Raw genomic sequence first — 26,846 nt, forward strand, 5'->3', positions numbered from 1 at the left:
AGCAATACTCGTTCCATCCGGCCAATTCGTGGTTGTCTATGAAATTATGCTTTTATTTTGACACCAGATGCAAAGTAAACATCGCAAATTATTGTTTGAATACGCAAACTTTGCGTGTGTTGTCGAAAAAGCTAACAGGTACGCTTATTCCACACACCAAGCTGCGATCGCATTTATTTTAGTGGCTTGTGCAGAGGCATCGGTGAAGGCAAGCGCGAGCTGTGTCAGATCTTGGCTTGTTTGAATGCTTAGATCATCAATCTCAGTCGTTGCTTCTATTTCAAGAGCTGTTCTGTCTGTAAGCTGATTTCCGAAGGGATAGAAGGTTTGCAGATTGAGCGTTTTGACCCCGTTTTGGACGCCTTCAAAAGCAACGACGACAAACGATAAAAGCGGGACCATTGCAACATGGTTGGTGCTTGATGCCGAGGTATAAAGTTGTCTGAGGATGTCTTGATCTGCAGGATCTGCTTCATCATGAATGTTACGCAGTCGTGCGCGTGGCGATGAGCCGTTTGCCAATTCAGTCCACCCTACCATTGTGCTTGTGTTTGATGTGCGTACTGCAGCGAGCTCTCCCGTAAGAGGGTCAGAACTTTCGCGAGGTACTTCTGTGGTGGTGCTCGATAGAGCTCCAGAAGAACCACTAATCGTGCGAATATTAATGACGTGACTTGTATCCGCCTTGACCGTGGAGACCACCAATGCGCTATGCTCGCCTTTTGCGAGTGTATATGCGAGTAGATCGCCATCGAGCACTACTTCCGTTGGTCCGTGTTTTGGACTTCCATCCGAGCTCACGGTGGCGAAGAAAAGCTTCTTTTTTTGGACTTGCGGACTTGTCACTTGAGAAGACCATGCGAGTGAAAAACTGCCGTTTTTCAGGGATACTGCTTCTATAGAGAGTGCTGGTCCAGTGTCACTTCCGAGGACTTCAGAAGTGCTCCAGGAACTACCGTTGAAATACCGAGTGTAAACTCGCTTAGAGGAAAAATATGTCCCTATAAAGGCAAACAGTTGAGTGTCATTGAGCCCGGTAACGGACTGTGGCTGATCAAGCGAAGAGAAACCTCGTTGGATTTCGGACTCGCTTCCAAGCACTCCCTCGGCATCGAAGTCTTTTTGGAGAACTACTGGAACGTTTTGTCTTTTGCTTGTGTAGGTAACCGACAGGCTGCTGTCGCGTGTTTTTAGTGAAACCGTCCCAGCAGAAATACTGTTTTCAACGATCTGCATGGGCTCATGCCATTGGCAGGGGACGAGCGCCAGATTTGGCCGAACCCCTCCGTCTGGATAACTATTGATGTCCGAATCCGATAGGTCGCCGTCGGTTCGTCCGTCGGTAGAAGCATCAAAGCTTGAAGAACGTCTTTTGTCTGAGCTACAGGAAGTCAGCAAAAAACATCCTACGGTGACTAAGATGCGAAACAAAAGAGAATGACCAAGCCGTTGCATGCTAAGCGCTCCTATTGTCTCATCATGCCTCGGCTTGAAGGTCAAAGCAAAGCATCGGTACATTGGCATCGTTTAGTGATGCGTAAGGTGTTTCCCTACATAAGTTCTAGCATGGTAGTTTGCAACGCTTAGTTTTTCACCTATTCTATGCCTTGTGATCATGCGTCCATACGTGTGCCTGTTTTTTAGATGCTTCGTGTTAAGTGCTTTGTTGGCTTGTGGCAGCGATTCGACGGGCTCATCTACGCCCACCGTTCTCGATAGCGATGGTGATGGCATTTCAGATGAAGACGAAGGTAGCGGAGATTTAGACGGCGATGGCATTCCTAACTATCTTGACGATGATTCAGACGGAGATGGCATCCCCGATAGCCAAGATAAAACAACGTACTGCGCCGATGGGCGGAAAAATGTTTTCGAAACCGATGTCGATTGTGGCGGAGCGTTTTGCGATGCTTGTGTGGAAGGGAAGAGTTGCACTCAGGCAGCAGACTGCACAACCGATACCTGTAGCTTCTTAGTATGTGTGCCTGCTCTGTGTGCAGACGGGCAGTTGAGCGAAGGCGAGACTGATATCGACTGCGGTGGGATTTGTGGCGCCAGTTGTGTCAGTGGCAGAAATTGCACGAGCAACGATGATTGCCAAAGCAGTCATTGCGGTGCTGATCAGGTATGTGCTGCATCAAGTTGTGATGACGGTATTTTGAACGGGGAAGAGGAGGACGTTGATTGCGGTGGGCCGGATTGTGTATTGTGTGAGAAAGCCTTTGAACTCCGTTTTATAGCCCCGACCTTGTTTGATCCTGTTCTTACACTAAAGGCACAAGCGCCCGCTGTCGAATGGGAATTTTCATCTGGCCTGATGCTTAGCGGATCGAGCATTAGTCAAAACATAGACGGCAGTGGAGATATTTCTGTTGCAATCAAACCATTTAGCCTCCGCAATTACCTTACAGGCCTGGTGGCTCCAAGCGATATGTTAACGGGTGGTATTCCGGCCAGTTTCGTCACATTAATCGAGCTTGAAACTCTGGATCTTAGCAACAATATATTAAGTGGTGCTTTGCCCACCGATTTAGGCAACCTTAGTAAATTAAAACTTTTGCGGTTCCAGGGCAATCAACTAAACGGCACGCTTCCTAGCTCGATTACATCACTTGCGGCCCTTGAGATTTTGGATCTCGGCGGAAACTTCTTATCCGGTAGTCTGCCTTCTGGTCTTGGTTCACTTGGCAATCTTCAGGAACTGCGTCTTTACCAAAACAACTTCAGCGGCAGCATTCCAAGCACATTGGGATCGCTTAGTCATTTGACGCGTTTGTATTTGTATTCAAATCTTTTTGAAAATGCCATTCCAAGTACGCTTGGCAGTTTATCGAATCTTACGCATCTCTATTTGCACAACAACAGTCTAAGTTCCAGCATTCCTACTGAATTGGGATCGTTAGCAAGTTTAAAGATATTAAACCTAAGTAACAATCAACTCAGTGGAAGTATACCGTCTTCGTTTTCAGGACTGAGCAGCATCGAGCAGCTTATTCTAAACAGCAATAGCTTTTCAGGAACGATACCGTCTCAGCTCAATAGCCTAAGTACGCTTCACAGCTTGATTTTGAATAATAACCAAATTACGGGGGCGAGTAGTAACAGTTTAGGGGGTCTCGTTAACATTCAAATCATCAATCTTAGAGACAATAATCTTGATCAGAGCGCTTTGGATGACGTGATTTCCCAGATTTATGCCGCACGGGCTACTTACAACACCCCCGCGCCGATATTGGCTATTCAAGGCAATTCGGGGACTCCTTCTGGCAACCATGCAGCGCCGCCGGCCTCTGGCCTAAGCGATTCGGATTGGAGCTGGAATGGCAGTGGTCACGATCCGCTGACTGCGCTGGCCAAGGTCTATGATCTTGAAAATGACGTGCGCTCAGAGAGCTTTAATACCTGGACCGTGCAGTGGGATTAAAAATCGTTTCTAGCGAATAGGCATGGGAATGAGCTTGGGACGAGAGTGTTTGATTTTGCGGCGCTTGCGTACCTTTCGTTCAAAGCTCTGCTCAAAAGTATAGATGGCATCTGTTGCGCTAACTTCCAGTGTTTTTGTCGGATTTTGAGGCTGTAATAGCGAATCGCTCTGCGTGTCGATGAGTAGCGTGAGTCTCTCATCGGGTTTGCTTTCAACTACCAGATGGGCGACACCATTTTTATTGGTTCGTGCAATTGTTCTTCCCTCAATCAGTATCGGAAGGTTTTCCTTTCCAGAGGCACTGACCAGCACGGCTACTTTCACTTTTTCCGGGGCACAGACAAAAGAGTGGCGAAGAGAACGAATCTCCTGCTTGTCTCCAATCGGCGAAAACTCTCGCAGTCGAAAACGAGCTGTATCGTTTTCGGATCGAAATCCTTTCGGACATACGATAGCAAGAGTGTTTGTATCCCCCACTTTTCCGTGTAATTCAAAAGCAATCTGACCTCGCGCATTTGTCGTTCCAATGAGCTTGTCATTTACAAGAAGCGAAACAGACTCGAGCTTCACTTGATCAGGGGTCTCAACGAATACTTCAATTGGAAACGATTGGATGTCCTGGGATTTCTTACAGCTATTTGTGGATATGACAAGAAAGGTAAATAACAAAATAGATACTAGTCGGTGCATGGCTTTCCTCCTTGGCCGAACCCCTTCGAGCATGAGCGATTGTTTTCACGTTCAAGAATCTCGACAAAGGTGCTAATGTTTTTATCGTGATTTAACAGTTTGTTTAGCCTTTGGTATTGCGCGAGCGCATCTGTTGTTTGTCCAGATATGAGGGCCTCGACAGCGAACTTCTCCGTTGACAAGATTTTTTCTTCAAGAGCGGCACGTTGCTTTTCAAGATCTTGCTCGGAGATTTCGTCTTTAGGCTGCTCTTGAATGCGAACCGTCTTTTTCTCAGGAATTGTTTCCTGATCATGAGGCGATGGTTTTGTAGGTGTCGGGGTGTCAGGTATAGTAATACGTTGCTTTTTGCTGAGAGTAACTTCTTCGGTGTTGCCGTGATTTTCCGCTGGATGCGCTAGCCAGCCGAGAGCAACGGCTGCTGCGAAAAGCAAAGCAGCCACAAGAACGCGAAGCGAGTTTGGCAGTGTTTGGATTTGCTTTTTTCCTAGACTAAGTGCTTTTTGAAAACGGGTGTGTGTGCCGTCTGCCTCAGGTGGCATTGCGAATCGCGCTTTTTGGAGGTCTCGCTTTTCTATGTCTCGAGGCACAACTTTATTTGCTTCTCCTATGACGGTGGAAGTCAGCACTTTTTGTGCTGGTTGTTTGTGCCCAGACTTTGCCTTAGGCCGTGAAGATGGTGTTCGTAGGGGAGCAAGCTGATCAAGCAGATCTGGGGTGCCTTTTTCTTTTCCTTTGTCTTCGGATTTGTTTTTTTCGCTATGAAGCTCTTTCAAACGCTTAGGTAGATCCGGATCAAAGGTTGTTTTTGGTTCCTGTGTTGCTGCATAACTGGGAAAGGCTTGAAGAAGGCGCTCGGCAAGGTGTGGATCGATTGCGGTTGGCAAAGCATCTTGTGATTGTTTCGAGCTCTTCTGATTTGGATCCTGCATATCGTCCTCGTCGTTCTTATGCTTTGACATACATGCTCCCGGGCAGTTCTAAGCCGTGCGCTTGAATCTCTTCTAGACATTCAGGAAGTGATCCTGTCGGGACTAGACCCGATTCGCTGTTGTCATCTTTATTGAATGAGCGACGAAACATGTCCGTGAGCACGTAGCCCCTTTCTCGATTAAAACCGCTTACTTCGGTGATGTGGGTGATGCCGCGGGATCCATCTGAGAAACGAGAAGTCTGTACAATGAAGTTAATAGCTGAGGCAATCTGAGCTTGTAGTGCTGATAGAGGAAGCTCCACGTCGCTCATCAAGGCCATCGTTTCCAGTCGGTTCAAAGTGTCTTTAGGATAGGTGGCATGCACTGTCGATAAACATCCACCGTGACCTGAGGTCATGGCTTGAATGAGTTCAAGAGCCTCTCCACTACGAATTTCGCCAACAACGATACGATCCGGTCTCATCCGAAGCGTTGCTTTAAAAAGATCCCGTATGCTAACTTTACCGCGACCTTTGGGATCGGGCGCAACCGCCTCGAGCTGGACGACATGCGTTCGCTGAAGTTGAAGTTCTCGAGAGTCTTCAATGACAACAACACGATCGTCGATGGGTATGAAAGAAGACAACGCGTTGAGTAGCGAGGTCTTGCCGGAGCCGGTACCGCCAGCAACAATAATGTTTTGTTTTAGTTCTACAATGGTTTTAAAAAATCTGCTGAGTCGTTCCCTAAAGCGCCAAAGGAAATCAGTTTGTCGATGTCTAGTTTTTCTTTTGAAAATCGGCGAATAGCAACGTGTGGGCCGTCGGGCGCTGCGGGTGGGAGAATGGCTTCAACTCTGGATCCATCCGGTAATCTGGCTTCAAGTATCGGGTGATGTGCATCAACCTGTCGTCCAACAAACTGCCCGAGGTTGCGTAGCGCCGATTCCAATGCTTCTCGCGTAGAGAAGGTCACTTCACTTGTATGAATCTTTCCTTTCTTTTCATAAAAAATCTGCTCAGGCCCATTGATCATGATTTCGGTAATGTTTGGGTCGTCAAGATAGCTTTTAATCGGCTCAAGAAAACTCAATAGCGTTTGTTCAAATACTTCTCGGGGAATCATCCTCTGTCCTCCGCGCTTGTGTCGTTTTGCAGTGCGAGCGTGAGAAGGGTAATGGAGTTTTGCGCTTCCTCCGCGTGGTTGCCACTGGGTTCAAGCTCGAGATAAGCTGTAAAATGAGAGATGGCTTCGCTATCGGACTGAAAGTGGTCTCGTAGAAGCGATGCCAAAATAAAATGACAGAATGCGGCATTTGGAGCATCTCGAAGCACATGGTCGAGTTCTTGTTTTGCTTTTTCATGCTCTCCAGTCGCAATGAGAATTAGAGCAACGAGTTGTCTAAGCTTCCATTCTTTAGGATGAGCGTTTAGATAGGGGGTCGCATGTTGCAACGCTGCGTTGTAGTGCGAGCCAGCAATGCAAACTTTTACAAGCCGTGGAATCAACTTGGCCTTGGAGTATCCTTGTTTTAAGGCAGCTCAATAGTACTGCTCGGCACGCAAATACATCGCTCGCGATGCAAATACATCGCCTTTTTTTACTAACTCGGTAGTGTTGTCGTACTCAGAACTGGTTGATTCTGCGCGCTGTGGACTGACTGTGCTTTGCGTCGTTGCGCATGCTGTTAAGCCATGAGTACCCAGTACGATCATAAAAATTATTATTGTCTTGTTCATTTTCCTTCTCCTCACTAGTTCACGGCCCGTAGACGCAGTGATCGCTCTAGTCGATCAAGCCAATCGGTATAGTCGTTTGTTTGTTGCGCAAGCATCTGCTTGAGACGGGACACTTCACGAAGTGCTTCGAGAGCTTCGTTTTCTTTTAGATGATGCTCTAAACGTGCGCGGCTTGATGCGTAGTCTTCGATGAGCCGTTTTTCAAACGACTGTCGTTTATGGCGCACGAGATTAGCTGCTTCGTTGATGCGAATCTCTTCTAAGCAGTTCTCTGCATTTTGATAGAGGCTGACGGCCTCGACGCCGTCACTTGGATCGAAGCTGTAACGTAACGCCTTGGAATCGGCTTCTGCGCTGAGCTCGCTTATGCGCGCTAGAGTTTTTTCTCCGCGCAACTGACAGGTAGTAATAGTCTTAAAAAGGGGTGGTGCGTTCGGTGTGTGAGGTCCGCTGGAAATCGCTCCCGAACGAAGGAACTGCGCTCCAGCAAAAAACAGAAGCAATAGAGCTGCCGCTACGAAAATTAGCGGATGAACTGAACTGGTTTTTGATTTTTTAGTTTGACCTAGCGTTATTTTGATTCGTCCAATGCTGATTATTGTTCCCCAGCGAAGTAGGCCTGTATCAAAGGTCTGGCCGTTTACAATCACTGGGGTGGGCGCATCTTCCGATACGGATAACCAACAGCCGTTTGCTTTTGGAACCAACAGCAGATGCTGAGCAGCGAGCTCGCTTGCTGCGACGATAAGTTGTGCACCGGGACCGCGACCGAGAATCATTTTTTTCTGACTAAGTCGGTAACGTTCGACGGTGCCGTCGGGTAGAGTGATATCGATTTGTTCTAGGGTGTTCATAGGCCAGATTGCATGGTGTTGATAACTAGAGGTCCGAGCAGAATGATCATGATGGATGCAAAGAGCATCATGAGTGGGATCATCATCATGACTTCTGCGCGAGCAGCAGCTTCTTCGGCTAATACCGATCTGCGCATGCGCAGCATGGTGGCTTGGATTTGCAGGACTTCAGCAAGTGGGTTGCCTTTTTCTTCGGCTTGCCGGACGGCGCTTACAAAATCTTTAACCGCCTCAGTTGGAACGCGCTCGGCGAAGGCTTCGAGTGCTTGTTTGCGTGTATGACCGAGTTCGAGTTCTTGTAAGATGCGATCGAGCTCTTCGTGGATTGCATCTTCTTCGACTGGCGTGTGTCGAACGATTTGGCGAAGTGCGCCCACAAAATCCATGCCGGCGCTCATGCACAAAGCCGCCAGATCAATGGCTGGAGGTAAGCCACGACCAATTGCTTTGAAACGTTTTTTAGTTGATTCGGCGAGCATGGAGCTTGGCAGCCATGCGCCAATCGCTATGCCAATCAATACGACGTAGGGCGGAAAGTAGCCGAGCAGTGTAAGGAAAGCGCCTGCGGAGCCGAAAACCGTCCCTGCAAAAATCATGAGCGCGATGTATTCATCTGCGCTTAGACCAAGATACTCACCACTTATTTTGATTTGCTTTTGTAGTGAATCTCGATGGCTTTGGATGCTAAAACGGCTAACCCAGCTTGCGAGGTAGCGCATGGCTGGCTCAACCAAGGAGAACAAGGCGCTTTGTTCTAAGGCGCGCTGACGCTTTAAGCCGCTCAGGCCTCGTGTGGGTCTGGGGCTAAGCGGTTGTCTCAGAACGGCAAAGAATAGGATCCCAAGGGCGATGCCGATGAGGACGATTCCAGCGTGCGATATGAGCCAATCAATGTTCATACCCTTTCATCGGTCAAGGGCTGGCTCGGTTGCGTTATTGCAGTCTTTTTAGATATCGACGCTCAGAATTTTTCGAGCTACGATGACTGAGGAAGCCCACAAAATGACGGCAATTGTAGCGACAACATTGCCAATGAAGGTGTCAATTAGGGGTCTAAGGAGCATCGGGTCGATTTTGTGGATGGCCAGAATCAGTATCCCGGGGATGGCCCCAAGCACCCAGGCTTGTGATTTGCCCGAAGCCGTTTTGGTGCGGATTACTCCCTCAAGACGTGCCATTTCACGTAGGGCTGAAGCGGTTTCTTCCAAAGTCTCAGGGAGATTACCCCCGCTTTGTCTGGCGACAAGCAACGTTACAACGGCGCTAGAAATGGCCCTAGAACCAATTCGGTTGGCCATGCTGTGAATCGCCATATCGAGAGGGGTGCCAAGTTTGTTTTCTTTCAGGAGAAGATCAACCTCCTGAGCCATCGGCGCATGCAGCATGCTTTGGGTTGATGCGATGGCATCTCCTAGCGATGCACTGGCTTTCAGGGAATTTGCGAGCGCCAGGAGCCAGCCGTCAAGCTGCTCTTCGAGTCTAATGACACGTTTGTTCCGGAGCCTGGTAAACCAAAGATTAGGACCAAAGGCAATCAGCGTTGTTACTATCAAAAAGGGATAGGTCTTTAGAACAACACATACGAAGATCCACAAGCAGCTTATAACAAGTTGCCAGATAGCAATTAGAGATCCTTTTTCCTCCTCCATGAGAAAACGCAGTTCGCGGTCTAAATAACGAACGTAGCGTTTCCAGTTTTTCTGAAAGATACTGTCAGGTGCAAGCAAAACGAAGTAGACACTAATTGCTGAGGCAATAGTAAAAAAGCCAACGCCCAGATAACCAGTGAGATCTGTGACAAAAGAAGTGCTCATAAATAGTCTCCGTCGTTAACAAGGCCATGACTGATAAACTGATCAAGAAAAGTTGGCAGATAGCCGGTGGCACGAAATTCGCCATGCACTTTGCCATTGCCATCAGTGTGTGTACGATGAAAACGAAAAATGTCATGAAGCTCAAATCGGTCGTCTTCTATTCCTACAATCTCGGTGATGTGAGTTACTCTGCGTGATCCGTCTGAAAATCGAGTTTGTTGAAGAACGACATCGACACTTGCTGCAATTTGATCGCGAATCGCACGAGCAGGGAGATCAAGACCCGACATGAGTGCGAGTGTCTCAAGCCGTGATAGCGCTTCGACAGGACTGTTTGCGTGAGTTGTTGTCATGGATCCTTCGTGTCCAGTGTTCATTGCTTGCAGCATGTCCAAGGCTTCACCGCCTCGGCATTCTCCCACGACGATGCGATCAGGTCGCATACGTAGGGCGTTTTTGACCAAATCACGAATGCTGAACGCGCCTTTGCCTTCCATGTTTGGTGGTCGTGTCTCAAGAGATACAACGTGAGGTTGCTGCATTCGTAGCTCGGCTGCATCTTCGATGGTTACAATACGCTCGTGCGAGGGGATGGCTGTTGAAAGCACATTGAGCAGGGTAGTTTTTCCGCTGCCTGTTCCACCAGAGATCACGACATTCTTTCGCACTTTTACAGTGCGTTCGAGAAACTTTGCCATTTGATCGGTGATGGATGAAAACTTTACAAGATCATGCATACCCAAAGCGTATTTAGGGAATTTGCGGATTGTGATGCATGCACCGCGAATGGCTAGCGGCTTGATAACAGCGTTGACGCGCGATCCATCCTTAAGACGGGCGTCTACCAGGGGTGTGGATTCATCGATGCGTCGACCTAAAGGCGTTACAATTCGCTCGATGACCGCCCGAACAGAATCATCGTCTGTGAAATGAGTAGTTGTTTTCTCGATCTGTCCAGCGCGTTCAACAAAAATAGTTTGAGGATCCACCACCATTATTTCAGTCACCGAATCATCGGCAAGCAAGTCTTCAAGCGGACCTAGGCCGAGCGTTTCATCGGTGATTTCTTTGATGAGTTGCGCACGGTCCATGTCCTCGGGAAGGCGTTCTCTCATTTCGCCCACAATGCGACCCAGAGCGTCTTTGACTTTGGGTCGCATGTGTTCGTCGTCAAACTTGCTTCGATCCAAGTTAACAAGATCTAGAAAATCCAAAAGGCGACGGTGGATTTCTTTGCGCAAGTTGACGTGGTTAGTGCTTGTGGGCTCGGTGCTTAGTTCCTTTTCGCCTTTTTGAGTTAGCCATTGCGGAATAAGTGCTGCATTGCCGATCTCAATGGGGCAACTTTCGTAGATGACGGTTTCTTCCTTTAGGAAAAGCTTGCCAAATACAACAGTCCCGTTGGACGATGAATCCGTGATGCTCAGAGCACCATCGCGTAGACGCAAAGTCGCATGGGTGCGAGAAACAGAGGGTAAGTCGAGCACAATTGAGCTATCAGGATCGCGACCTATGGTGATAGACTCACCCTCTTTCATCGTGAAACTTCGATCTGTTTCACCCGGTACGTGCACCACAAGACTGAGAAGCACTTCGTTCATAGCAACTATCTCCTTGGTGTGGTGGTGTAGTAGCGAGGCGAGTTTTTCTTGATGGGATCCAAGAGCTCGACATCATCGGTATTTCCTGAAAAATCATCATAGATTTCCAACGCCTCAGCGATTCGATCGCGCGATTGAAGCGATACCGCATCAACCACCGAAGGTACGATGAAAACAAGGTTCTCTACGTTTTCTGATTGTTTTGCTTCCGATCCAAAGAGCAGGCCCAGCAAGGGTATTTGGCTTAGTCCCGGAAGACCCGTGTTTGCTTTTCGTTCGCTCTTAGCGTTGAGGCCCGCAAGAATCAGCGATTGGCCAAGTTCCAAGTTTACGAGTGTTTGAAGCGCGGAGGTGCTTCGTCCTGGGACATCTGCTCCGGGGTCTGTAAGCTCGGATACGTCTGCTTGAACTTGGAGTTCAATTCGGCCGCTGCGTTTGTCATAACGTGGAAGCACCCGGATATCACTGCCAAAAGCGATTTTTCGAATCTCCGCCGTCAATGCTCCTTGAACAGGAATGTTGACCTCACCACCACTTGCAAAATGCGCTTCATTGCCGTTTGAAGTGATTACCGCAGCCTGACGCATGACTTTGGCCCAACCGGCAGTTTGCGCAATGTCCAAGCGCGGAAGAATCTGATCCGCTATCGTGGCCGTTGCACCTTGAAAGCTGCCAGTGATTAAATCAATACCGACATTCGCAGTGAAATTGGCAGCTACCGATCCCGGCCAACCGATGCCCAAGTTGTGGTTGTACGATTCACTGACTTGCACAAAGTAAAAGTCCAAGCGGATATTATCGATAGCTTGTACGTTGTCTGTTGCGCTGCTGGCTTTACTCACGGAGATATTATAGGTCACTTGACTTCCGTCCATCATGATAAACAAAAGCGTTGTGGTTCCCGGGCGAAGAGCAACTAGCACAAACTGCGATGCGTCTTTGGGAAGTCTTACATCAACAATACCTGGAGCCCCTTCGGAGTTGCTTCGTACGTTGCGAGCCGGAATACTGCTTTGCTCGCCAACGGACATGCTGAGATTGCGTTGTTCGCGACTTGCGCTGCTTTGCACGTCGGGTACGTCTTGTGATGCAGCATGCATGGGCATCAAAAATGCACTGACGAGTAGAGAGGTTAATATCTTTCTAGCGAACATGTTCAATCTCCTTTGATTTAATAGCCCCAAGCGAGGGTGCTGAAATATTTTCTCGTTTACTTGCATCGTTCAGGTCGTCGTTGGACGTTTCTGGAAGGTTACGCAGGACCTTGATGTCATCAGGGTTACGCAAAATAAGGGTGAGCTCCCCTTTAACTTTGGCGTGAGCTAAAACTTGAGCTTGTTGAAGGTTGACGCCCAAGGTCACCTGATTGAACGCTCTAGAAGACGATGAGCCGCTCTGACCCATGTTGCTCCCAGCAGCCAATATCAAAATATTTTGCAAAAGAGGTACAGTGCTGTCTTTGAGACCACTGTCGTGAAACAACACATCGACACGGTCACCGGGGCGTAGAAGGCCGCCGAAGGTTGATGCCGAGTTTGTCGGAATCGTGATCGCGCGCATGCCTTGAGCAACCAAGCCCGATAGGTCTCGGCTCGATTCGCTGGTTGTGGCTAAATCGCTCCACAAGACCGACTCATTGGCTTTGAGTGTGGCACGGGTGCGAACGCCAATAATGCGAGAAGCTTGGTCGACTTTAATGTGCCTATCTTCGACGTAATTCTCGGGGAGCTTCCTTGTGGCAAGCATGCTTTCAGTGACTGCTGTGCCCATGGGAATGTCTTCGGTTGCAAAGATAACTGGAATCGGCTCGCCACCCGAGGTTTCTTCTTCAAAGCGCTTTTTGTAGATCATCAGCGCAGCTGTGCCTAAAAGCGCTCCAAGTACTGCGAACCATATTGCTCTGTTGTTCATCTGCTCATTCCTTTCAATGCATACTCATGACGTTCGCAAAACCGCGCCCATCGCTGTTCGTGCCTGTAACGATCGCCACCATTCGACTGCCCTTTTCTGCAACCAGTGTGTGAGGTGAAGTTTTCTGGCGCTTCAAAGCATCCGGATCTTCGCTAAGATCCCAGCCGCTTTTGGCAAGCACTTTTTGATAAAAGCGAAACAGCTCTCGTCCGTTTTGCTTTGCTCCGCCATAGATAGCTAGTGTTTGCGGGTGCCCCACTTCTTTGGCACTGATCAGACGTCTCGAGCCTCCAGGCCGTGGCACATCAGGCAAATCAAAGCCTGGCGCATCCCCCTGGTTCGGAAACATTTCAAATATATTGAGTGAACCTTCGCTCCAAAGGTTTGCAAACAGCGTTTTTTCTTTGCCCCGCTCAACGTAGAAATATCGAAACTCACCGACTTCGGAAATATTTCCCGATTCAGCAAAACGGTTCAATCGCTTGGAGAGTTCTTTTACATCAAGCTCTCCCTCCCCAAAATCAAAGCACGCTACGTAGCCACGTTTCTCGGAATCGTGCCTTAGAGTAGAGTCAAATAATTTTGAATAGGGTGTTTTATCTAGACGCTCGTTTAGACGGCCATCGTGCTTTGCGCATCGATCTTCGAATTGATCGAGAACTTGATTGACCGAATCGTTGGTCGTGCCCACCGACAGTTTGATGGATTGGCCATTGATCAGCACAGTCCTTGCGTTGTCTTGTTTGGAGGTAGCTGAGTATCGAATCATTTCCGGGCCGAGGTTCAGCAACATCTCGTTTAGGTCAGCTTTGGCGGCAACTACCGAAAAGCCAAGAACCAGGGCGTGTATGATAAAAATCACACCCACTACCTTTAGGGTTCGGCTGGCTGTTCGCAGCAAAGCTGCCCGGAAGCTGAATCGCCTCTGCTTCAAGATATTTTCGCTGATTTTACCAAGTCTCATGCCCTTTTATCGGACTCACAGAAGGCTAGTTGCGTGATGCCGACGAAAAGGTTGAAAGGGCCCCCAGCGCTCTGAGCGGGGCATTCGGATCACCGCACTAGTGGCTAAGAATGCTCGTGCCAATATTAATGGCTTTTTCTAGGAAGTTTTTCTCGGCTTCGTTGCACATCAAGTACTGCTTGGCCTGAGTGGCTTTTTTGCCACCACCGAAAAGCGAGGGTCGCTCAACGTGCTTTGAAGCAACTACTTTGACGGGACTGCCAAACAGGCCTTTGTCTACCTCAAGTGCATCGGAGATAGGATTTTTGTAGGTCTCGAATTGGCTTTCTCGATCCCTCTTTTCCAACTGATCGGATTTGTTATCCATGTACTGCAGGGGGTCTGGAAGATCTTCGTAGCCATTTTGTGTTTCAGGATCTTCGGGGCAAATGCTGGGTTTTGGGCCTTCGCAGCCTTTTTCCGAATACTCCCATGCGCATTGCCTGGCTACGAGCCGAGCTTGCTGGTTTTGATAGTATTGGCTGTGCATAAAAAGCACGCCTACCCAAAGGATCAGCAACACGGGCAGCATAATAAGCGCTTCGGCATAGACAGCACCGAGCTGAGAACGTCTTTTTTTAGTGCAATATAAGGTCATCGACACTCCCTAGTTCAGAACTATTGGCTTCGGAGCAATCCGAGCCATCTGGTAGACTCTGTTGACTGTCGGCAAAGTCACACGAAGATGCCGAGTCATTCGCCATCGGAGCTGTTTCGCTTTGCTCTGTTGATGATTCATCTGGCATTCTGAAACGACGTAGTCTGCCGCGCCAGTGCATGTGCCAAAGCCACTCGTCACCATTGCTTTCACTGTCGTCGTAGTAATATTCAGCTTGAGCAAAGTTAATCCGGCTTAGTTTTTGAATCAGGTCCTTGATGCCACCGATAGCCGATGTGTTGTCTTTCTTATTCCATCGAGCCATCTGCACAATACGGTCAGCTTCTTTCGAAGCGTCTTTGCCAACCACAATCGATCGTAGCTGAAATGTTTCTTCGCCCATAAAAGCATTGTCGATAATACGCTGTGGCGATCGTGCATACTTTCTGTCATTGAAACAACTTACGCTTCGACCGTCCTCAGTGCTAACCGTGTCGTTACTTTCTTCGATGGATCCGAGCTTTGCATCAGCTACAACGGTCTTTTTTTGCTCCTCGACACAGCCGACGATGTGTTGCATTTCACGGTAGCTAACAGATACTTCGCCACCCGTAGGAATCTCGAAAGCTTGCGGAACCTCAAAACCAATTTTACATACAGGTTCACTGAAATCATCTGCATTCCATTCGACTTCAGAATTGGGTGAGAAAACATAGGAGCTTTGGTTTGCAAATTTTGAAGGACACTTGACTTTATCGGGTAAGTTGTCAGCATCACTTGCTTCGGTGTTGCTGGAGTCCTGCGCCACTATCTTCCCAACCATTTCACTGGACCCATATTCTCGGTCTTCAATGTTTTCGTACACTTTTCCGGTGGGATCTTTTCTGAAGTGAGCTATGACGTCGCGTTCGACGTAACTAAATCCGACAAAATCCTTGTTGCTGTTTGGATTGCACTCGCTTCGGGCATCTTTAAGACGCTGTTCACAGAGTTCGTTTTCACAATGCGCATCGTTTCCAACAGGTTCACTGCTGTTGAGGTCTTCTTCCGCTTGTGTACAAATCTCTTCGGGACTATCGCCCTTTGCCATATCAAGTGAACCAAAACATTTTTGAAAGGCAGGGGAATGAATCTCGGGAATCGATGTTTTCTGTGTGTACTCGTAGCTCGGAGCTTTCTCTTCTTTTTCATCATCGCTATTTGAAGCACCGCAAAAATAGCTCGGAAATGTCTTGGCGAGCGCAGATATGGGGGCTTTGACGAATTTCTTAAGCGGACCAAAAGGAATTCCCGCGATGTCTCCGACGTATCCGGCTGCGCGAGTACAGAGCTCATTGAAATCGTCGTCTTTCACGGGAAGCTGTTCATAAATCGGCCAGATGACTCCAAATTTTGCGGTTGGTTTGTAAGCATCGGAAACCTCCAACACAACTTTCGTTTGGGATATCACTGGTATAGTCATGCGGATGGCAACTTCGCCGCAGTGCAAGGCTTCAATCATTTTTAAGATAGCGGGCTCAACGCTGTCATACACGTTATCTGCCCACATTTTGACACTTTGCATTTCCGCGGCGCCTGGAATGCAAAACACGCAAGTTCCCCATGATGCAATGTAGATGCCGTAAAGAACGACTGCACCAACCACAGCTACCGCAGAGATAAGTTTCAAAGCAATTAAAATGGCCATGAGCGCGGCCATGACCATGTTGAACATCACTAGCAAGTTCATGCCGCGGGCGTGCATTATTGCGGCGGAAAGCGCGGCAGAGTCGGCGGCGTCTTGCACTTTTTCGCGGTACATGATGGCTTCGCCGATGCCTACGGAGTAGTAGAGCATGGCGACCAAAAACACGGCCATGATCACACCAAGCACCATGATGGCGCCTTGTTGATCGTCTTTAATTCGCCTCGGCATCGTCGTCCTCCCGATCTTTTGGTGGCTCGCATGGCACGGGCTCTTCGCTGTTTTCGAGCTCGCTTTTGTATTTGTAGTTGGAGGCTTGGTTGGGGAGTGTGGCTTGTTCGCGGAATACTTTGAAGCGTTGACCCTTGGCGCCAAATAGGATTTGCAGCCCAGGAACTTCAGAGTGAGCGAGTTCACGAGGGATGATTTTTGCTTTTTTATCTGCTTCGCTTTCTTCTTCGCTGCTGGTATCTTCGTGTTGGTAGTCAAGGAAGTCATTGCGATCAAAGGTAAGGTCTTCTACATTCTCAAATTTTTCTTTAAGCTTTTTGCCGAGCCCGCCAAGAATGGTGTCCATGGGCTTACACATCAGGTACGAGACGAGCGGTACCGCGCAGTGATAGAGATAAGTGACGCGCACAGTAACGTTGGCATCTTTTGCGATTTGGTACTGCGAGTCGGTGCCCTGCTCGGATGAAGGGAAGGTGACTGCTGTGCCGCCCTTGTTGTAGATAAGCCCAGAAAGCATGCGTGATTCGGGCATAAAGCCTACGGCGAGGCGCATGGAATCTTCGTCCCATAAAAAGCGTGGATCGGGCGCCAGAGTGAGCAGCGGCGTGTAGACCGCATTGCGAATGGCCTGCATGCGGGGCCCTGCGTTGTTGTAGCGTGACGAGACACGGTCCAGGGACTGTTTATTGAGTCCCGCTTCTTTCTTTATTTTCCCTGGCGTGTTGTTTAGAGCGGTTTCTGCGATTCGACCAAGCAATCCATCGACGCTGTTTCCGTTGCCGCCGGTGAGGCAGCCGCGCGGCACGTTGTTGTAGTGTTGGGGGTCATCATCGATTACCACAATCGCAGAGCGCACGCCGCGAATCGCAGCGTGTTGCACGGTAAGTCTTGCTGAAGAAAAGAGCGCAAGTTGCATAATGGCCATCCAGACTAAAAAGATGGGAATGAAGACAAGAAGAAACTCAACATAGATCGCGCCGCGTTCTGCTTTGATCAGTTTTTGCACGCCTAGCCCCATAAGCTAATGCTCCTTAGCGCGATGCTCAGGCCGGCAGCGCTGAAAATGGGAAGACCAAAGCGTAAGCTGCTTAAAAGCTGGGGTTCAATCGTTCGCCTTTTTTCTTTGGGCAAAAAGACATTGAATGAAAGGAAAAAAGTATTGCTCAGCGTACGCCAAAGCAGACCTTTCCAAGTGAGTGCAAGCAAGGCGTAGATCGCTGCAATGATGAAAGCAAAGAGTTGGATCTCAATGCCAATCATGTAGCCACACAGCGCCCCAACGGCTGCAAGCAGCTTGACATCGCCGCCGCCAACCGCGCGCTTGTAAAACAAAAGCAGGGGCACCAAGCCACACAGAACCATTCCAAGTAAAGAGCGAATCAGGCCCCAAGGAAACTCAAGCACTGCCGCGTAAATGGGCGCGAGAATCAAAACCGGGAAGGTAAGCCAGTTTGGAATAGTTGTACGGCGCCAATCCGTGAAAGCGGCCACTGCGCACACACTGAGCGTTATCCATTCGGCTAAACTTGGCATGATTGATCCTTTGTAATGATGGGATTCATGCTTCTGTTATCGGCGAGCTGATTTGGAAGTTGCCTGCGATCGTCGAAAAGAGAGATAAAGAATAGCGTTTAATAAATACAAATAGCCGTGGCCCGAGGAGTGATTTCGGTGAGGCTATCTGAGTGCAAGCCGAGGCTTACGGGATGGGAGCGAGCAAAATAGTGCGCGCTAAATCGTATTGCCGCACAAGAGGAATGCCAAGCCCTGCGACAAGTAAGGCAGCGATCAAAGTGACCAGAACCACCAAGGTGATGTATTCGGCGTAGATAGCGCCACGCTCGCATGGTCTCAGCTGCATTGATATTTGGAAAAGAGCCTGCCACGTACGTTTTAGACGTAGTGGCAGACTTTTTGGCATAACCATGATTTAGTTGCTTTCGGGGGATCCGTTGTCCGAACCAGAGACAACGTCGTCCTGAAAGGTCTGATTGGCTCCTTCGATTTTGCCTTTCACGGTTTTTCCGAAGTTCTGCCAACCGATGATGCCTGTCACTGCAATCAGAACCAGAATGATGATGTACTCCACCGTTGAGAGACCTTTTTGATCCTTTAGCAATGAGCGTTTAGCGGCCAGAGATGTGTTTTTGTTTGTGTTCATAAATACCTCGCTTTGAAAAGCCGCCAGTTCACGGTGGCTTATCTCCTTTCACTAAGCTTTATCGGCAGCTTCAAAAGCGAGTTGCGTGAAAAGCGGCATCTGCCAGATATGTCATTAAATACATCAAAAATATGCCAAATATGGCGTATTTATAGCAGAAAACCTGCCATTTCTGGCAGGTCCCTGTCTTAAGAGATTTCATCTCTCTCTTTGTGATGTAGGCGAAAAGACTACTTCTTCTCGATTAAACGCACGGCATCGACACTGACACGGTAGCCTTTGTTCACCTTGATAAAGCCTTTATCAAGTTCGCTGGTGTCCACGATTTTCGCAATCCACCAACGCTTGTTGTGCGCAGTTTCTTCATTTTGGGCTTTGATAAAGATCCCATTTTGTTGCTCGTAAGGCATGATGACTTGCACGCCCTTTTTAAGATCGTCTTGCGATGCTTTTTGCGAGCTATAAACATGCTTGACCTCACCGGTCCATCCGTCGGCTAAACGAAGCACAGTAGGTTTGCCACTTTTGCTGTCTTTGAGCACAACGCCCGCGTGCGCAAAAATGAAACCCACTTCAGGAATATCGCTGTCGGCAATGAACACATGGTTTGGCGTAAGAAAATCGCCATCTTCGCTTCCGGCAAGGGTTACTGCAGGCGAATCGTCACCTTCGATGAGCCTTAGGGCGTTGACGTTGACTTTGTGTCCGCCTGCAACGGTGACAAAGCCTTCATCAATGTCATCCATACCAACAATGCGAGTGAGCCACCAGCGTGTTTGATAAGCATCCTCGCGTGACTTAGGGCCTTGTTGGAGGCGTTGCCTTTTGTTGAAAGGTAAAATCACTAGCTTACCTAGACCAAGTTGCTTTGGATTCGCTGCTTTTGTGCGGTAAACATGTTTGCCCTGAAATTCGTTTCCAGTACGCACACTTTGAAACTTTGCTTCGCCTTTGGTGTCTGCTTGGCTTAGCTGTTTCGCAGGCTCGACATAGACATAATCGCGATCGAATTCTTTTTTACCAACAAAAAGAATGCCTGCTTCAAGACAGTGATTGGCCGGGTTAGGGCAGCTATCGAGCGAAGCGCGCTGAGTCTCTTCGGTGACAGTCGCTTTTGAGGCCGGACAGCCCTGCGTGCACATGCCTTTGTTCTTTGCGCAGTGTGGGCATTTGCCGGCTTCGTTTTTGTGGGGACAGTTTTGGCACTGTTTGCAGCTTCCTGGAGTAGCGCAGCTTTTGCACGTTTTACAAGGACACTGCTGCTCTATGTTGGGTGTGGTATCTTGCTGCTGAGCGCTGCTGCCGCCGCAACCAAGGCCGAAAGAAAATAGAAATACAAAAAAACTAAGAAGTCCTACACGATTCTTCATGAAAGAAACCTCCTTCGATGGGGATTATCATTGTTATTAAAGGATGCCATGTGGCTACCATGCGCAAACATGAGCCGCAACTTGACGCTGCCTGTCACTAGAGCACTAGTTTCGGTTTTCTAGGGCGGTTTTGATGTGTTGGTAGCCTTCTTTGAGGCTACTTAGGCCTGCACGGCCGGCTTCTTTTAATCCGCCAGCGGTTTGATTGGCCGCGTTTTTTAGGCGGGTAATGGTTTCTTGGTTTTTTTCCCATTCTTTTTCGAGCTTATCCCAGTCATCTTTGAGCTCGTTTTTTAGCAGATGGCTTTTTAGCTTAAGCTCATCACGAAGTTGTTGAAGCTTTGTGAGTGCACTTTTATCAAATTCCATGGCGCTCCCCTTATAGTAAAGGCCTATTCGCCGTGCTGCGTGAACTATTCCGCTAGCATGACGGGCCTTTCATCCCCAAAAACATAATGCTCATACGAAGAAGGTCAATGCCTCGCATGGTATTTAGATCACTTTTGGTGTTGTTTAGACTTCTTTTGCCAAAGGAGCCGGCGGTCTTGAATGCATGGTGCGGAAAACATGCGATTCAAAGGCATCCACTCGAATGACTTCATTGCGGGCTTCATCAGCAAGTTCAATCAGTTTTGCTTCTTCTTTACTGATGATTCCGGCTTCTAAAGCATTATTAACCAGGGCATCGCCTGGTGCTTTATCGATTTTGCCTTCGCGAATGGCATCACGAATTTTACGCTCAACCTTGAGGGCATCAACGGCTTTGTCCAAGGCAGCTTCGAGCTTACCGAGACCAGCTTCGTTCGAAGGTGGAATGTAGATATCGCGTGTGAGCTCTTCGCGCTCTTCTTTGTCTTCGAGCAGTGCACGTGCAACTAAAGAGCCGAGTGCATCACTGGGTTCTTTGAAACACTTTCCCCACGGGAAAATAATCGAACGAATCAAAAAAGCAGCAGGCCTCATGGGCAAGTTATCAAGCACGCCACTGAGAGCTTCTTGAATCTTGTACAAGGCGTGGGTGCAGCACCACTCAAGCATCGGCGTGTATTTTTCTTGATGACCTTCGTCGTGATACTTCTTTACAGTGGCTGATGCGATGTAAAGCCATGCGAGTGCGTCGGCGAGTCGGCCGCTAATTTTTTCACGCCGCTTGAGAGATCCACCAAGGGTGGCCATGGCGATATCCGATACGAGCGCAAAGCTAGTGCTCATGCGTGTTAGATGAGCAAGCCATTTTCCGGCCGCTCCGCTAACACCGGTCATGGCACCGCGTGAACCTGTCATTCCAAGCACAAGAGCACGCGCCACGCTTGAAAATACAAAGCCGACGTGTCCGAAAAAGGCCCAATCAAATTTTTTCAGATCGCGATCTGCGACAGCCATCATTTCATGTTGCACAAAAGGATGGCAGCGAATGGCGCCTTGCCCGTAGATGATCATCGATCGGGTGAGAATGTTGGCGCCTTCAACGGTGATGCCAATGGGTGCTGCTGCATAAGCACGTGCCAATATGTTTCGTGGCCCGCGGCAGATGGCAGCTCCTGCGCGAATGTCCATGGCATCGGTTACGACTGAGCGCATGGCTTCGGTTAGATAGCATTTCGCGATGGCCGAAATTACCGCAGGTTTTTCTCCAGCGTCAACCGAACTAGCGGTAAGCACCCGGACTGCGTTGGCCCAGTATGCACTTGCACCAATGCGTGCCAAAGGCTCTTCGATACCTTCAAACCGACCAATTGGCGTATCAAACTGCTCGCGTACGGTTGCATAGGCGCCGGTGACGCGCGCTGCAAGCTCAATTGCACCAACCGATAGAGCAGGAAGTGAGATGCTACGTCCCGCTGCCAAACTTTCCATAAGCATGCGCCAGCCTTGGCCAGCGTTTTCTTTTCCGCCGATGATAAAGTCCAGCGGGACAAACACATCTTCGCCTGTGTTCGGGCCGTTGTGAAAGGGCACACCCATGGGATCGTGTCTTGCGCCGATGGTGATGCCAGGAAGTTTAGCTGGAATCAAAGCGCAGGTAATGCCCAAATCTTCTTTGTCCCCGAGCAGCTTGTCAGGGTCTTTGAGCCGAAAGGCAAGACCAATAACAGTGGATACGGGTCCAAGCGTGATGTAACGCTTTTTCCAGTTGAGTTTCATCCCAAGAACTTCGCGGCCTTCGTAGTGGCCTTTGCAAATCTCTCCGATGCTTTGCGTTGCTGCAGCATCGCTGCCTGCTTCGGGGCCAGTGAGTGCAAAACAAGGGATTTCGTGACCTTGCGCGAGGCGCGGCAGGTAGTGCTTCTTTTGCTGATCTGTTCCGTAGTGCAGAAGCAGTTCGGCAGGGCCTAAAGAATTTGGCACCATGACCGTGACGGCAGCGGTAACGCTTCGGCTGGCGATTTTGGTGACCACTGCAGAGTGTGCGATGGCTGAAAACCCCAGACCGCCAAACTCCTCGGGAATGATCATTCCCATGAAACGGTGCTTTTTGATGAAGTTCCAAACTTCCGGAGGAAGATCACCTTGTTGCTGAACTCGCCACTCATCGAGCATGCCGCAAAGCTCATGCACGGGTCCGTCTAAAAATGCTTTTTCTTTGTCAGAGAGTCCTTGTTTTTTAAATTTCAGTAATTTTTTCCAGTTGGGTTTGCCAGAAAAAAGTTCACCGTCCCACCATACAGTTCCGGCTTGAAGTGCGATGCGTTCGGTATCACCCATGCGCGGCAAAATACCTTTCATGATTTTCATCACCCAGGATGAGATGAGCAATGCGCGCAAGGGGCGGAGGCCGAAGACAAGCGCCCACGCAAGATAGAGCCCAGCCAAGATACGAAATGTGGTGGATTGAATCTGCTCGCTGAGTATCCACGGTAAAAGAGCAATTGCCGCGCCCAGGAGTAATGACAGGTAGGCTCGGCCTACAAACATCAAGCCGATAAAAACAATAACCCCAAGGCCCCAACACAGATAAAATAGCGTGCAATCACACATGTTTATGCTCCTTAATGAATGACGCGAAGCATAACATGACTTTGCTACTTAGAAGATCTTCTTGGGGTAGCTTTGCGTCCGCGAGTTTCAATGGTGCTGGACGTTGAAGGGTCGTGATAGCTCCGCGCTGCTTTGCGCTGAGCTCGGCGTGCGCATCAAAGGCTCTCTATGGATAGGGCAAGCGCCTATTCTGTGCCCATTGAATAAAATAACTAAATAAAATCAATAGAGTTTTGGCGGCACAGTCTTTGCATTTGAGAGTTAGCATGGGAATGCTCGGAGCACTAAAGGCGGCGGGTGGGCAGAGTATCTGCTTCAGCGCTACAATTATACTTTCCAGTTCATGTATGGGAAACGTGGATGGTCCCGGTGGCTCGAATGCCGCGCAGACGGGCGATCCGAACGCTGTTTCCTCGAATAATAGCCAAACAGCCACTGCATCGGGCGATGCGGGCAATGGCGATGCATCAACGCCCGAGACACCGTCTTTTCCAGCAGGTGCGGCATGTCCGTCCTTTGCGATATTGTGTGACGATTTTGAGGCAAGCGGCACACTCAATTTGGATTTATGGACCTCTGATTTCCAAGATGGTGCTGTTGTAATTGATGAAAGCACGGCAGCGGAAGGTTCACGATCGGTGCATGTTTCAGCAGGCAGTGCCAACGGCTTTTGGGGAGGTCAGTCTTTTGCAAACAAAACACCTATCGCTGCGCCCGATCAACAAGTGTATTTGCGGGTCTACATGCGTTTTGAGGACTTAAGTTTACCAGGATGGCATCCGTTTTTTATTACGGCTGTGGGTCCGGACTACAATCCTGATGAATGGTGGCTCCATGCTTCGGTGAGCTTGGCCGCGCTTCGCAATGATTTTGCTATTACGGTGATGGGTTTTGATGAGTCAGCCATTTGGGCAGATGGAGATGCATACAGTGAGCCGGGCGATTCCACGCCGGATTCGGAGCATCAGTTGCAAGCCAATACTTGGTTCTGTTTTGAGATGTTGTTTGATGGACAAAACGATGCCACACAAGTTTGGATCGATGGACAAGAAGTGTCTGATTTTCACACAACCGATGATACTTGGTATAATGACCCCGATCATTGGTCACCTAACTACGATGGCTCGACCTTTAGCTTTGGTGTCAGTACCGACGATGCCCACGCCTATGACATTTGGTATGATGCGCTAGCGATGGCCCATGAGCGTGTTGGTTGCATTGAGTAGTGATCGTTGATTCCTAAAGCTGGCATATCGCGATACAATGCTCGGAGTCTTCATCAAAGGAGCCTTGGTTAAAATCACCAAAGAAGCGCACGTTGAACCCTTGCTGTTGAAGGTTTTCTTTGAGCCACTCTGCTGAGACATAGTGATGAACAATGGATTGGGAAAGCGGTACATAATCTTTGCTGGCAGGAACAAACCGGTAGCGTGCTTCGAGCGAGTGATTTGGCAGACTCCAAAGATGTTGTTCATAGACGTGCCAGCTTTGATCTTCAACATCGATGGTTGTGAGAAAATGGGCATCGGTATCGTGTGTGTCGAAGTTTTCTTCTGCATGGCTCGCGTTCCAGACATCAAACACAAAGATACCGTCATCGGCGAGGTGATTTTTGACTGAGGAAAAGAAGCGAAGTCGTTCTTGAGGGCTGCTTAGACAGTACAATGTATTGAAGGGAGACAGGATGGCATCGAAGCGTTGATCTGTTTTGAAGTCAATCATGTTTTGTTGAAGGAAAGCGGCTTCGGGTACTCTTTTTTTTGCGCGAGCGAGAAGGGCTTCATCCTGATCGAGACCGGTGAGTTTTCGTTTGCTTTTCTTAAAGCATGCAGCATTCGTCCCGATCCACATCCAAGTTCAAGGATGTTGAATTTGTTTCTACAAAGCGCTTTGTAAAAAGCGATGTCGCCGGGGCTGCCATAGTGCAGCGCTTCGTACAGAAGTGCATCAAGTTGTGGATTCATGAATTTTCACCTTAAAAATCTTAGTGTTCATTGGCCTAAAAGAAAAGTGCGAAAAAATCCTCCTTCAGGTAGAGTTCCACGCATGCATGCATTTAGTGGGGGAGTGTTTAGCGATAGCCTCGAAAGAGGGCGCTCTGTTGCAAAGTTGCAAATCAAAGCAGAAGGTATCTGCGCTGAAACAGAGACGCAGTCGTTTATGATTCCTTACTCGGAGCTTCACGCTGAAGTAGGCGGAGCAAGTGGCAAGATGGTGTTTTGCCGCAATGCCGAGCGCAGCGTGACGGTGTACAGCGAAGAGAGGGGTTTTTTGAGTGCCCTGGCGCGCTCAAGCAAAGGCCCTTCTCAGAAGCAGTTGCAAACGCTTGTTGAGGCGATGGCTCGCAAAAGCATGCAGGTTAAGGTTGGCTGGAGCATTCTTGGAGTTGTGGCTTTTGCATTGAGCATGGCTGTGTTTGTGATCGTTGTGAAAACATCATGGCTTAAGGATGCAATTCCTACGCAAGTGGACAAAGAGCTTGGCAAAGTAGGCATGGCGCAGATGCGCGGCGACTTGCCGCTTAGCGACGCCAAAGTCGCCCGTGATGCGCTTGAAGTAATTTTGAAACGGCTAGAGCCTTTAGCAGACCCTAAAGGGCGCTGGAAATTTGATTTGAAACTGGTCGATCGTTCGATGGTTAACGCTTTTGCACTGCCCGGCGGTCAGATGATCGTCTTTCGTGGTTTAGTGCAAAATGCGGAGCATCCAGACGAAGTGGCAGCGGTATTGGCTCACGAGATGTCTCATGTCACACGAAGGCATGGTGTAACGCGCTTGCTGCGTTCCGTAGGGATTGTTGGCGTGGTCGAGGTTTTGGTCGGTGATGTGGGTGGTGTTTTGGCGATGGCTAAAGAGCTGCTAACGCTTTCCACCATCAACAACTACAGTCGCGTGCAGGAATCAGAGGCGGATGCAGATGCAATTCGTATCATGCATCAAGCGGGACTCGATCCCTTTGCGTTGGCTCGTTTCTTTGAGCGGCTCGAGAAAAAACAAGGCGATATTCCTGACTATCTTGAGTGGATGAGTAGCCATCCCAGTCACAAGGAGCGCATCAAGGCAGTCGAAAGGTATCGGCCCAAGACCTCGTTTCACCCAAAGGAGCTAGCAATCGATTGGGATGCGGTTCAAGCTTCGTTTGGCAAAATGTCCTCTACAAAAGAAGAAAAAGCAGTACCTAAAGGAAAAGAGAATGGAAGCTGATATTCGTTACAAACCTTCGTTTGCCGCAATATTTCTCAAGTTAGTTCCAGGCGAATTCATCATGGCTGAGGCAGATGCCATGGTCAGCATGGACGAAGGCACTCAGATTAGAACCAAGTTTAATGGTGGTTTTTTGCCGGCTCTGCTAAGGCGCATTTTTGGTAAAGAATCTATGTTTGTTAACGTCTTTAGTTGTCCCAAGCACAAAGCAAGTTCGGATCTCGTGCTGAGTCAGGCCTTTCCCGGAGACATTGTACCGATCGAATTGCATGGCACCATGATGTACTTGCAGCCCGGCGCATTTGTCGCGTGTACAAGTGGTATCAAACTTGGTGTGGGCTATGCCGGTATTCGTAGCTGGATCAATCGAGAAGGTTTGTTTCGGCTTAAGGTTTCTGGTCGCGGCATCGTTTGGATCGGAGCCTACGGCGGCATCTTCGAGCGTGAAGTTCAAAATGAATACATCGTCGATACAGGGCACTTGGTTGCCTATGAGCCTACTCTATCGATTGGCTTGGGCCTTGCAGGTGGGGTGTTTTCCAGTTTTTTTGGCGGCGAGGGGCTTGTGGCGCGCATGCGTGGCCAGGGCAAGATTTACATGCAATCGCGCAGCATGGATGGCCTTGCCGCGTGGACCAACGCGCATTTGTACTAAATGAGGAACTAGAT

28 protein-coding genes are annotated in these 26,846 nt (G+C 49.0%); 4 read left to right on the top strand and 24 right to left on the bottom strand.

All coding sequences use genetic code 11. The annotated features are described in order from the left end of the window. Positions 1 to 144 precede the first annotated feature (144 nt). Positions 145 to 1,455 carry a hypothetical protein gene (locus IPJ88_04275; GenBank protein ID QQR90954.1) on the bottom strand — a complete coding sequence of 437 codons (1,311 nt, stop codon included), beginning with the start codon at positions 1,453 to 1,455 and terminating at the stop codon, positions 145 to 147. A gap of 196 nt (positions 1,456 to 1,651) precedes the next feature. Here IPJ88_04275 and IPJ88_04280 point away from each other — a divergent pair, with 196 nt between their 5' ends. After that, positions 1,652 to 3,424, top strand: coding sequence for a hypothetical protein (locus tag IPJ88_04280; protein QQR90955.1), 1,773 nt, complete (start codon positions 1,652 to 1,654; stop codon positions 3,422 to 3,424). A 9-nt stretch (positions 3,425 to 3,433) separates the two neighbouring features. On the opposite strand, the gene IPJ88_04285 is transcribed toward IPJ88_04280, so the two are convergent. From IPJ88_04285 to IPJ88_04390, 22 genes are all read right to left on the bottom strand, one after another. After that, complete coding sequence (locus IPJ88_04285; protein ID QQR90956.1) at positions 3,434 to 4,114, bottom strand: hypothetical protein; 681 nt, start codon at positions 4,112 to 4,114, stop codon at positions 3,434 to 3,436. Beyond that, a complete protein-coding gene (locus IPJ88_04290) occupies positions 4,102 to 5,076 on the bottom strand; it encodes a hypothetical protein (protein ID QQR90957.1) in 975 nt (324 codons plus the stop codon). Before IPJ88_04290 ends, IPJ88_04285 begins: the two co-directional genes overlap by 13 nt. After that, positions 5,063 to 5,827, bottom strand: a complete 765-nt coding sequence (locus tag IPJ88_04295; GenBank protein QQR91965.1) for a CpaF family protein — start codon at positions 5,825 to 5,827, stop codon at positions 5,063 to 5,065. Before IPJ88_04295 ends, IPJ88_04290 begins: the two co-directional genes overlap by 14 nt. Beyond that, entirely contained in the window at positions 5,740 to 6,153 is a 414-nt protein-coding gene (gene tadA, locus IPJ88_04300; protein ID QQR90958.1) for a Flp pilus assembly complex ATPase component TadA, read from the bottom strand. Before tadA (IPJ88_04300) ends, IPJ88_04295 begins: the two co-directional genes overlap by 88 nt. Next, on the bottom strand, positions 6,150 to 6,536 hold the full coding sequence (locus IPJ88_04305) for a tetratricopeptide repeat protein (protein ID QQR90959.1): 387 nt from the start codon (positions 6,534 to 6,536) through the stop codon (positions 6,150 to 6,152). Before IPJ88_04305 ends, tadA (IPJ88_04300) begins: the two co-directional genes overlap by 4 nt. Positions 6,537 to 6,569: 33 nt before the next feature. Then, positions 6,570 to 6,767, bottom strand: a complete 198-nt coding sequence (locus tag IPJ88_04310; GenBank protein QQR90960.1) for a hypothetical protein — start codon at positions 6,765 to 6,767, stop codon at positions 6,570 to 6,572. 14 nt (positions 6,768 to 6,781) lie between these two features. Beyond that, positions 6,782 to 7,621 (bottom strand): hypothetical protein, encoded by an 840-nt coding sequence (locus IPJ88_04315; GenBank protein ID QQR90961.1) that lies wholly within the window; start codon positions 7,619 to 7,621, stop codon positions 6,782 to 6,784. After that, positions 7,618 to 8,520: a type II secretion system F family protein gene (locus IPJ88_04320; GenBank protein QQR90962.1), complete on the bottom strand. Its 903-nt coding sequence runs from the start codon at positions 8,518 to 8,520 to the stop codon at positions 7,618 to 7,620. The genes IPJ88_04315 and IPJ88_04320 overlap by 4 nt, the downstream gene beginning before the upstream one ends. A gap of 48 nt (positions 8,521 to 8,568) precedes the next feature. Continuing rightward, entirely contained in the window at positions 8,569 to 9,435 is an 867-nt protein-coding gene (locus IPJ88_04325) for a type II secretion system F family protein (GenBank protein ID QQR90963.1), read from the bottom strand. After that, positions 9,432 to 11,036: a Flp pilus assembly complex ATPase component TadA gene (tadA, locus tag IPJ88_04330; GenBank protein ID QQR90964.1), complete on the bottom strand. Its 1,605-nt coding sequence runs from the start codon at positions 11,034 to 11,036 to the stop codon at positions 9,432 to 9,434. The genes IPJ88_04325 and tadA (IPJ88_04330) overlap by 4 nt, the downstream gene beginning before the upstream one ends. Positions 11,037 to 11,041: 5 nt before the next feature. Then, a complete protein-coding gene (locus IPJ88_04335; GenBank protein ID QQR90965.1) occupies positions 11,042 to 12,190 on the bottom strand; it encodes a pilus assembly protein N-terminal domain-containing protein in 1,149 nt (382 codons plus the stop codon). Beyond that, positions 12,180 to 12,947, bottom strand: a complete 768-nt coding sequence (gene cpaB / locus IPJ88_04340) for a Flp pilus assembly protein CpaB (protein ID QQR90966.1) — start codon at positions 12,945 to 12,947, stop codon at positions 12,180 to 12,182. The genes IPJ88_04335 and cpaB overlap by 11 nt, the downstream gene beginning before the upstream one ends. A 13-nt stretch (positions 12,948 to 12,960) precedes the next feature. Beyond that, a complete protein-coding gene (locus IPJ88_04345; GenBank protein QQR90967.1) occupies positions 12,961 to 13,809 on the bottom strand; it encodes a hypothetical protein in 849 nt (282 codons plus the stop codon). A 199-nt stretch (positions 13,810 to 14,008) separates the two neighbouring features. Then, positions 14,009 to 14,548 carry a pilus assembly protein gene (locus IPJ88_04350; protein QQR90968.1) on the bottom strand — a complete coding sequence of 180 codons (540 nt, stop codon included), beginning with the start codon at positions 14,546 to 14,548 and terminating at the stop codon, positions 14,009 to 14,011. Then, positions 14,529 to 16,463 (bottom strand): hypothetical protein, encoded by a 1,935-nt coding sequence (locus IPJ88_04355; protein QQR90969.1) that lies wholly within the window; start codon positions 16,461 to 16,463, stop codon positions 14,529 to 14,531. The genes IPJ88_04350 and IPJ88_04355 overlap by 20 nt, the downstream gene beginning before the upstream one ends. Beyond that, positions 16,447 to 17,469 carry a pilus assembly protein gene (locus IPJ88_04360; GenBank protein QQR90970.1) on the bottom strand — a complete coding sequence of 341 codons (1,023 nt, stop codon included), beginning with the start codon at positions 17,467 to 17,469 and terminating at the stop codon, positions 16,447 to 16,449. The genes IPJ88_04355 and IPJ88_04360 overlap by 17 nt, the downstream gene beginning before the upstream one ends. A 2-nt stretch (positions 17,470 to 17,471) precedes the next feature. Beyond that, the gene (locus IPJ88_04365; protein QQR90971.1) at positions 17,472 to 17,996 is read right to left on the bottom strand and encodes a prepilin peptidase; all 525 of its coding nucleotides are present in this window, start codon (positions 17,994 to 17,996) and stop codon (positions 17,472 to 17,474) included. Positions 17,997 to 18,162: 166 nt separating this feature from the next. Next, a complete protein-coding gene (locus tag IPJ88_04370) occupies positions 18,163 to 18,384 on the bottom strand; it encodes a hypothetical protein (protein ID QQR90972.1) in 222 nt (73 codons plus the stop codon). 9 nt (positions 18,385 to 18,393) lie between these two features. Next, the gene (locus tag IPJ88_04375) at positions 18,394 to 18,624 is read right to left on the bottom strand and encodes a hypothetical protein (GenBank protein ID QQR90973.1); all 231 of its coding nucleotides are present in this window, start codon (positions 18,622 to 18,624) and stop codon (positions 18,394 to 18,396) included. 230 nt (positions 18,625 to 18,854) lie between these two features. After that, complete coding sequence (locus IPJ88_04380; protein ID QQR90974.1) at positions 18,855 to 19,994, bottom strand: hypothetical protein; 1,140 nt, start codon at positions 19,992 to 19,994, stop codon at positions 18,855 to 18,857. A gap of 105 nt (positions 19,995 to 20,099) precedes the next feature. After that, the gene (locus tag IPJ88_04385; protein QQR90975.1) at positions 20,100 to 20,363 is read right to left on the bottom strand and encodes a hypothetical protein; all 264 of its coding nucleotides are present in this window, start codon (positions 20,361 to 20,363) and stop codon (positions 20,100 to 20,102) included. A 144-nt stretch (positions 20,364 to 20,507) separates the two neighbouring features. Continuing rightward, complete coding sequence (locus tag IPJ88_04390; GenBank protein QQR90976.1) at positions 20,508 to 22,973, bottom strand: acyl-CoA dehydrogenase; 2,466 nt, start codon at positions 22,971 to 22,973, stop codon at positions 20,508 to 20,510. A gap of 347 nt (positions 22,974 to 23,320) precedes the next feature. Here IPJ88_04390 and IPJ88_04395 point away from each other — a divergent pair, with 347 nt between their 5' ends. Further along, a complete protein-coding gene (locus IPJ88_04395) occupies positions 23,321 to 24,199 on the top strand; it encodes a hypothetical protein (protein ID QQR90977.1) in 879 nt (292 codons plus the stop codon). Positions 24,200 to 24,212: 13 nt separating this feature from the next. Here the strand turns inward: IPJ88_04395 and IPJ88_04400 are convergent, their stop codons facing one another. Beyond that, positions 24,213 to 24,824, bottom strand: coding sequence for a class I SAM-dependent methyltransferase (locus IPJ88_04400; protein ID QQR90978.1), 612 nt, complete (start codon positions 24,822 to 24,824; stop codon positions 24,213 to 24,215). Positions 24,825 to 25,019: 195 nt separating this feature from the next. Between IPJ88_04400 and IPJ88_04405 the strand changes: the two genes are divergently transcribed. Both IPJ88_04405 and IPJ88_04410 read left to right on the top strand, forming a co-directional pair. Next, positions 25,020 to 26,177 (top strand): M48 family metallopeptidase, encoded by a 1,158-nt coding sequence (locus IPJ88_04405; GenBank protein ID QQR90979.1) that lies wholly within the window; start codon positions 25,020 to 25,022, stop codon positions 26,175 to 26,177. Then, positions 26,167 to 26,832, top strand: a complete 666-nt coding sequence (locus IPJ88_04410) for a TIGR00266 family protein (GenBank protein ID QQR90980.1) — start codon at positions 26,167 to 26,169, stop codon at positions 26,830 to 26,832. The genes IPJ88_04405 and IPJ88_04410 overlap by 11 nt, the downstream gene beginning before the upstream one ends. Positions 26,833 to 26,846 lie beyond the last annotated feature (14 nt).

It is taken from the genome of Myxococcales bacterium, from assembly GCA_016699535.1.
Lineage (GTDB): Bacteria > Myxococcota_A > Polyangia > Polyangiales.

What these genes read in the sequence shown, in the direction of transcription:
- IPJ88_04275 (QQR90954.1), bottom strand. Translation starts at nt 1,455, where the DNA reads ATGCAACGGCTTGGTCATTCTCTTTTGTTTCGCATCTTAGTCACCGTA.
- IPJ88_04285 (QQR90956.1), bottom strand. Translation starts at nt 4,114, where the DNA reads ATGCACCGACTAGTATCTATTTTGTTATTTACCTTTCTTGTCATATCC.
- IPJ88_04290 (QQR90957.1), bottom strand. Translation starts at nt 5,076, where the DNA reads ATGTCAAAGCATAAGAACGACGAGGACGATATGCAGGATCCAAATCAG.
- tadA (QQR90958.1), bottom strand. Translation starts at nt 6,153, where the DNA reads ATGATTCCCCGAGAAGTATTTGAACAAACGCTATTGAGTTTTCTTGAG.
- IPJ88_04310 (QQR90960.1), bottom strand. Translation starts at nt 6,767, where the DNA reads ATGAACAAGACAATAATAATTTTTATGATCGTACTGGGTACTCATGGC.
- IPJ88_04315 (QQR90961.1), bottom strand. Translation starts at nt 7,621, where the DNA reads ATGAACACCCTAGAACAAATCGATATCACTCTACCCGACGGCACCGTC.
- IPJ88_04320 (QQR90962.1), bottom strand. Translation starts at nt 8,520, where the DNA reads ATGAACATTGATTGGCTCATATCGCACGCTGGAATCGTCCTCATCGGC.
- IPJ88_04325 (QQR90963.1), bottom strand. Translation starts at nt 9,435, where the DNA reads ATGAGCACTTCTTTTGTCACAGATCTCACTGGTTATCTGGGCGTTGGC.
- tadA (QQR90964.1), bottom strand. Translation starts at nt 11,036, where the DNA reads ATGAACGAAGTGCTTCTCAGTCTTGTGGTGCACGTACCGGGTGAAACA.
- IPJ88_04335 (QQR90965.1), bottom strand. Translation starts at nt 12,190, where the DNA reads ATGTTCGCTAGAAAGATATTAACCTCTCTACTCGTCAGTGCATTTTTG.
- cpaB (QQR90966.1), bottom strand. Translation starts at nt 12,947, where the DNA reads ATGAACAACAGAGCAATATGGTTCGCAGTACTTGGAGCGCTTTTAGGC.
- IPJ88_04350 (QQR90968.1), bottom strand. Translation starts at nt 14,548, where the DNA reads ATGACCTTATATTGCACTAAAAAAAGACGTTCTCAGCTCGGTGCTGTC.
- IPJ88_04355 (QQR90969.1), bottom strand. Translation starts at nt 16,463, where the DNA reads ATGCCGAGGCGAATTAAAGACGATCAACAAGGCGCCATCATGGTGCTT.
- IPJ88_04365 (QQR90971.1), bottom strand. Translation starts at nt 17,996, where the DNA reads ATGCCAAGTTTAGCCGAATGGATAACGCTCAGTGTGTGCGCAGTGGCC.
- IPJ88_04370 (QQR90972.1), bottom strand. Translation starts at nt 18,384, where the DNA reads ATGCCAAAAAGTCTGCCACTACGTCTAAAACGTACGTGGCAGGCTCTT.
- IPJ88_04375 (QQR90973.1), bottom strand. Translation starts at nt 18,624, where the DNA reads ATGAACACAAACAAAAACACATCTCTGGCCGCTAAACGCTCATTGCTA.
- IPJ88_04380 (QQR90974.1), bottom strand. Translation starts at nt 19,994, where the DNA reads ATGAAGAATCGTGTAGGACTTCTTAGTTTTTTTGTATTTCTATTTTCT.
- IPJ88_04385 (QQR90975.1), bottom strand. Translation starts at nt 20,363, where the DNA reads ATGGAATTTGATAAAAGTGCACTCACAAAGCTTCAACAACTTCGTGAT.
- IPJ88_04390 (QQR90976.1), bottom strand. Translation starts at nt 22,973, where the DNA reads ATGTGTGATTGCACGCTATTTTATCTGTGTTGGGGCCTTGGGGTTATT.
- IPJ88_04395 (QQR90977.1), top strand. Translation starts at nt 23,321, where the DNA reads ATGGGAAACGTGGATGGTCCCGGTGGCTCGAATGCCGCGCAGACGGGC.
- IPJ88_04400 (QQR90978.1), bottom strand. Translation starts at nt 24,824, where the DNA reads ATGTGGATCGGGACGAATGCTGCATGCTTTAAGAAAAGCAAACGAAAA.
- IPJ88_04405 (QQR90979.1), top strand. Translation starts at nt 25,020, where the DNA reads ATGCATGCATTTAGTGGGGGAGTGTTTAGCGATAGCCTCGAAAGAGGG.
- IPJ88_04410 (QQR90980.1), top strand. Translation starts at nt 26,167, where the DNA reads ATGGAAGCTGATATTCGTTACAAACCTTCGTTTGCCGCAATATTTCTC.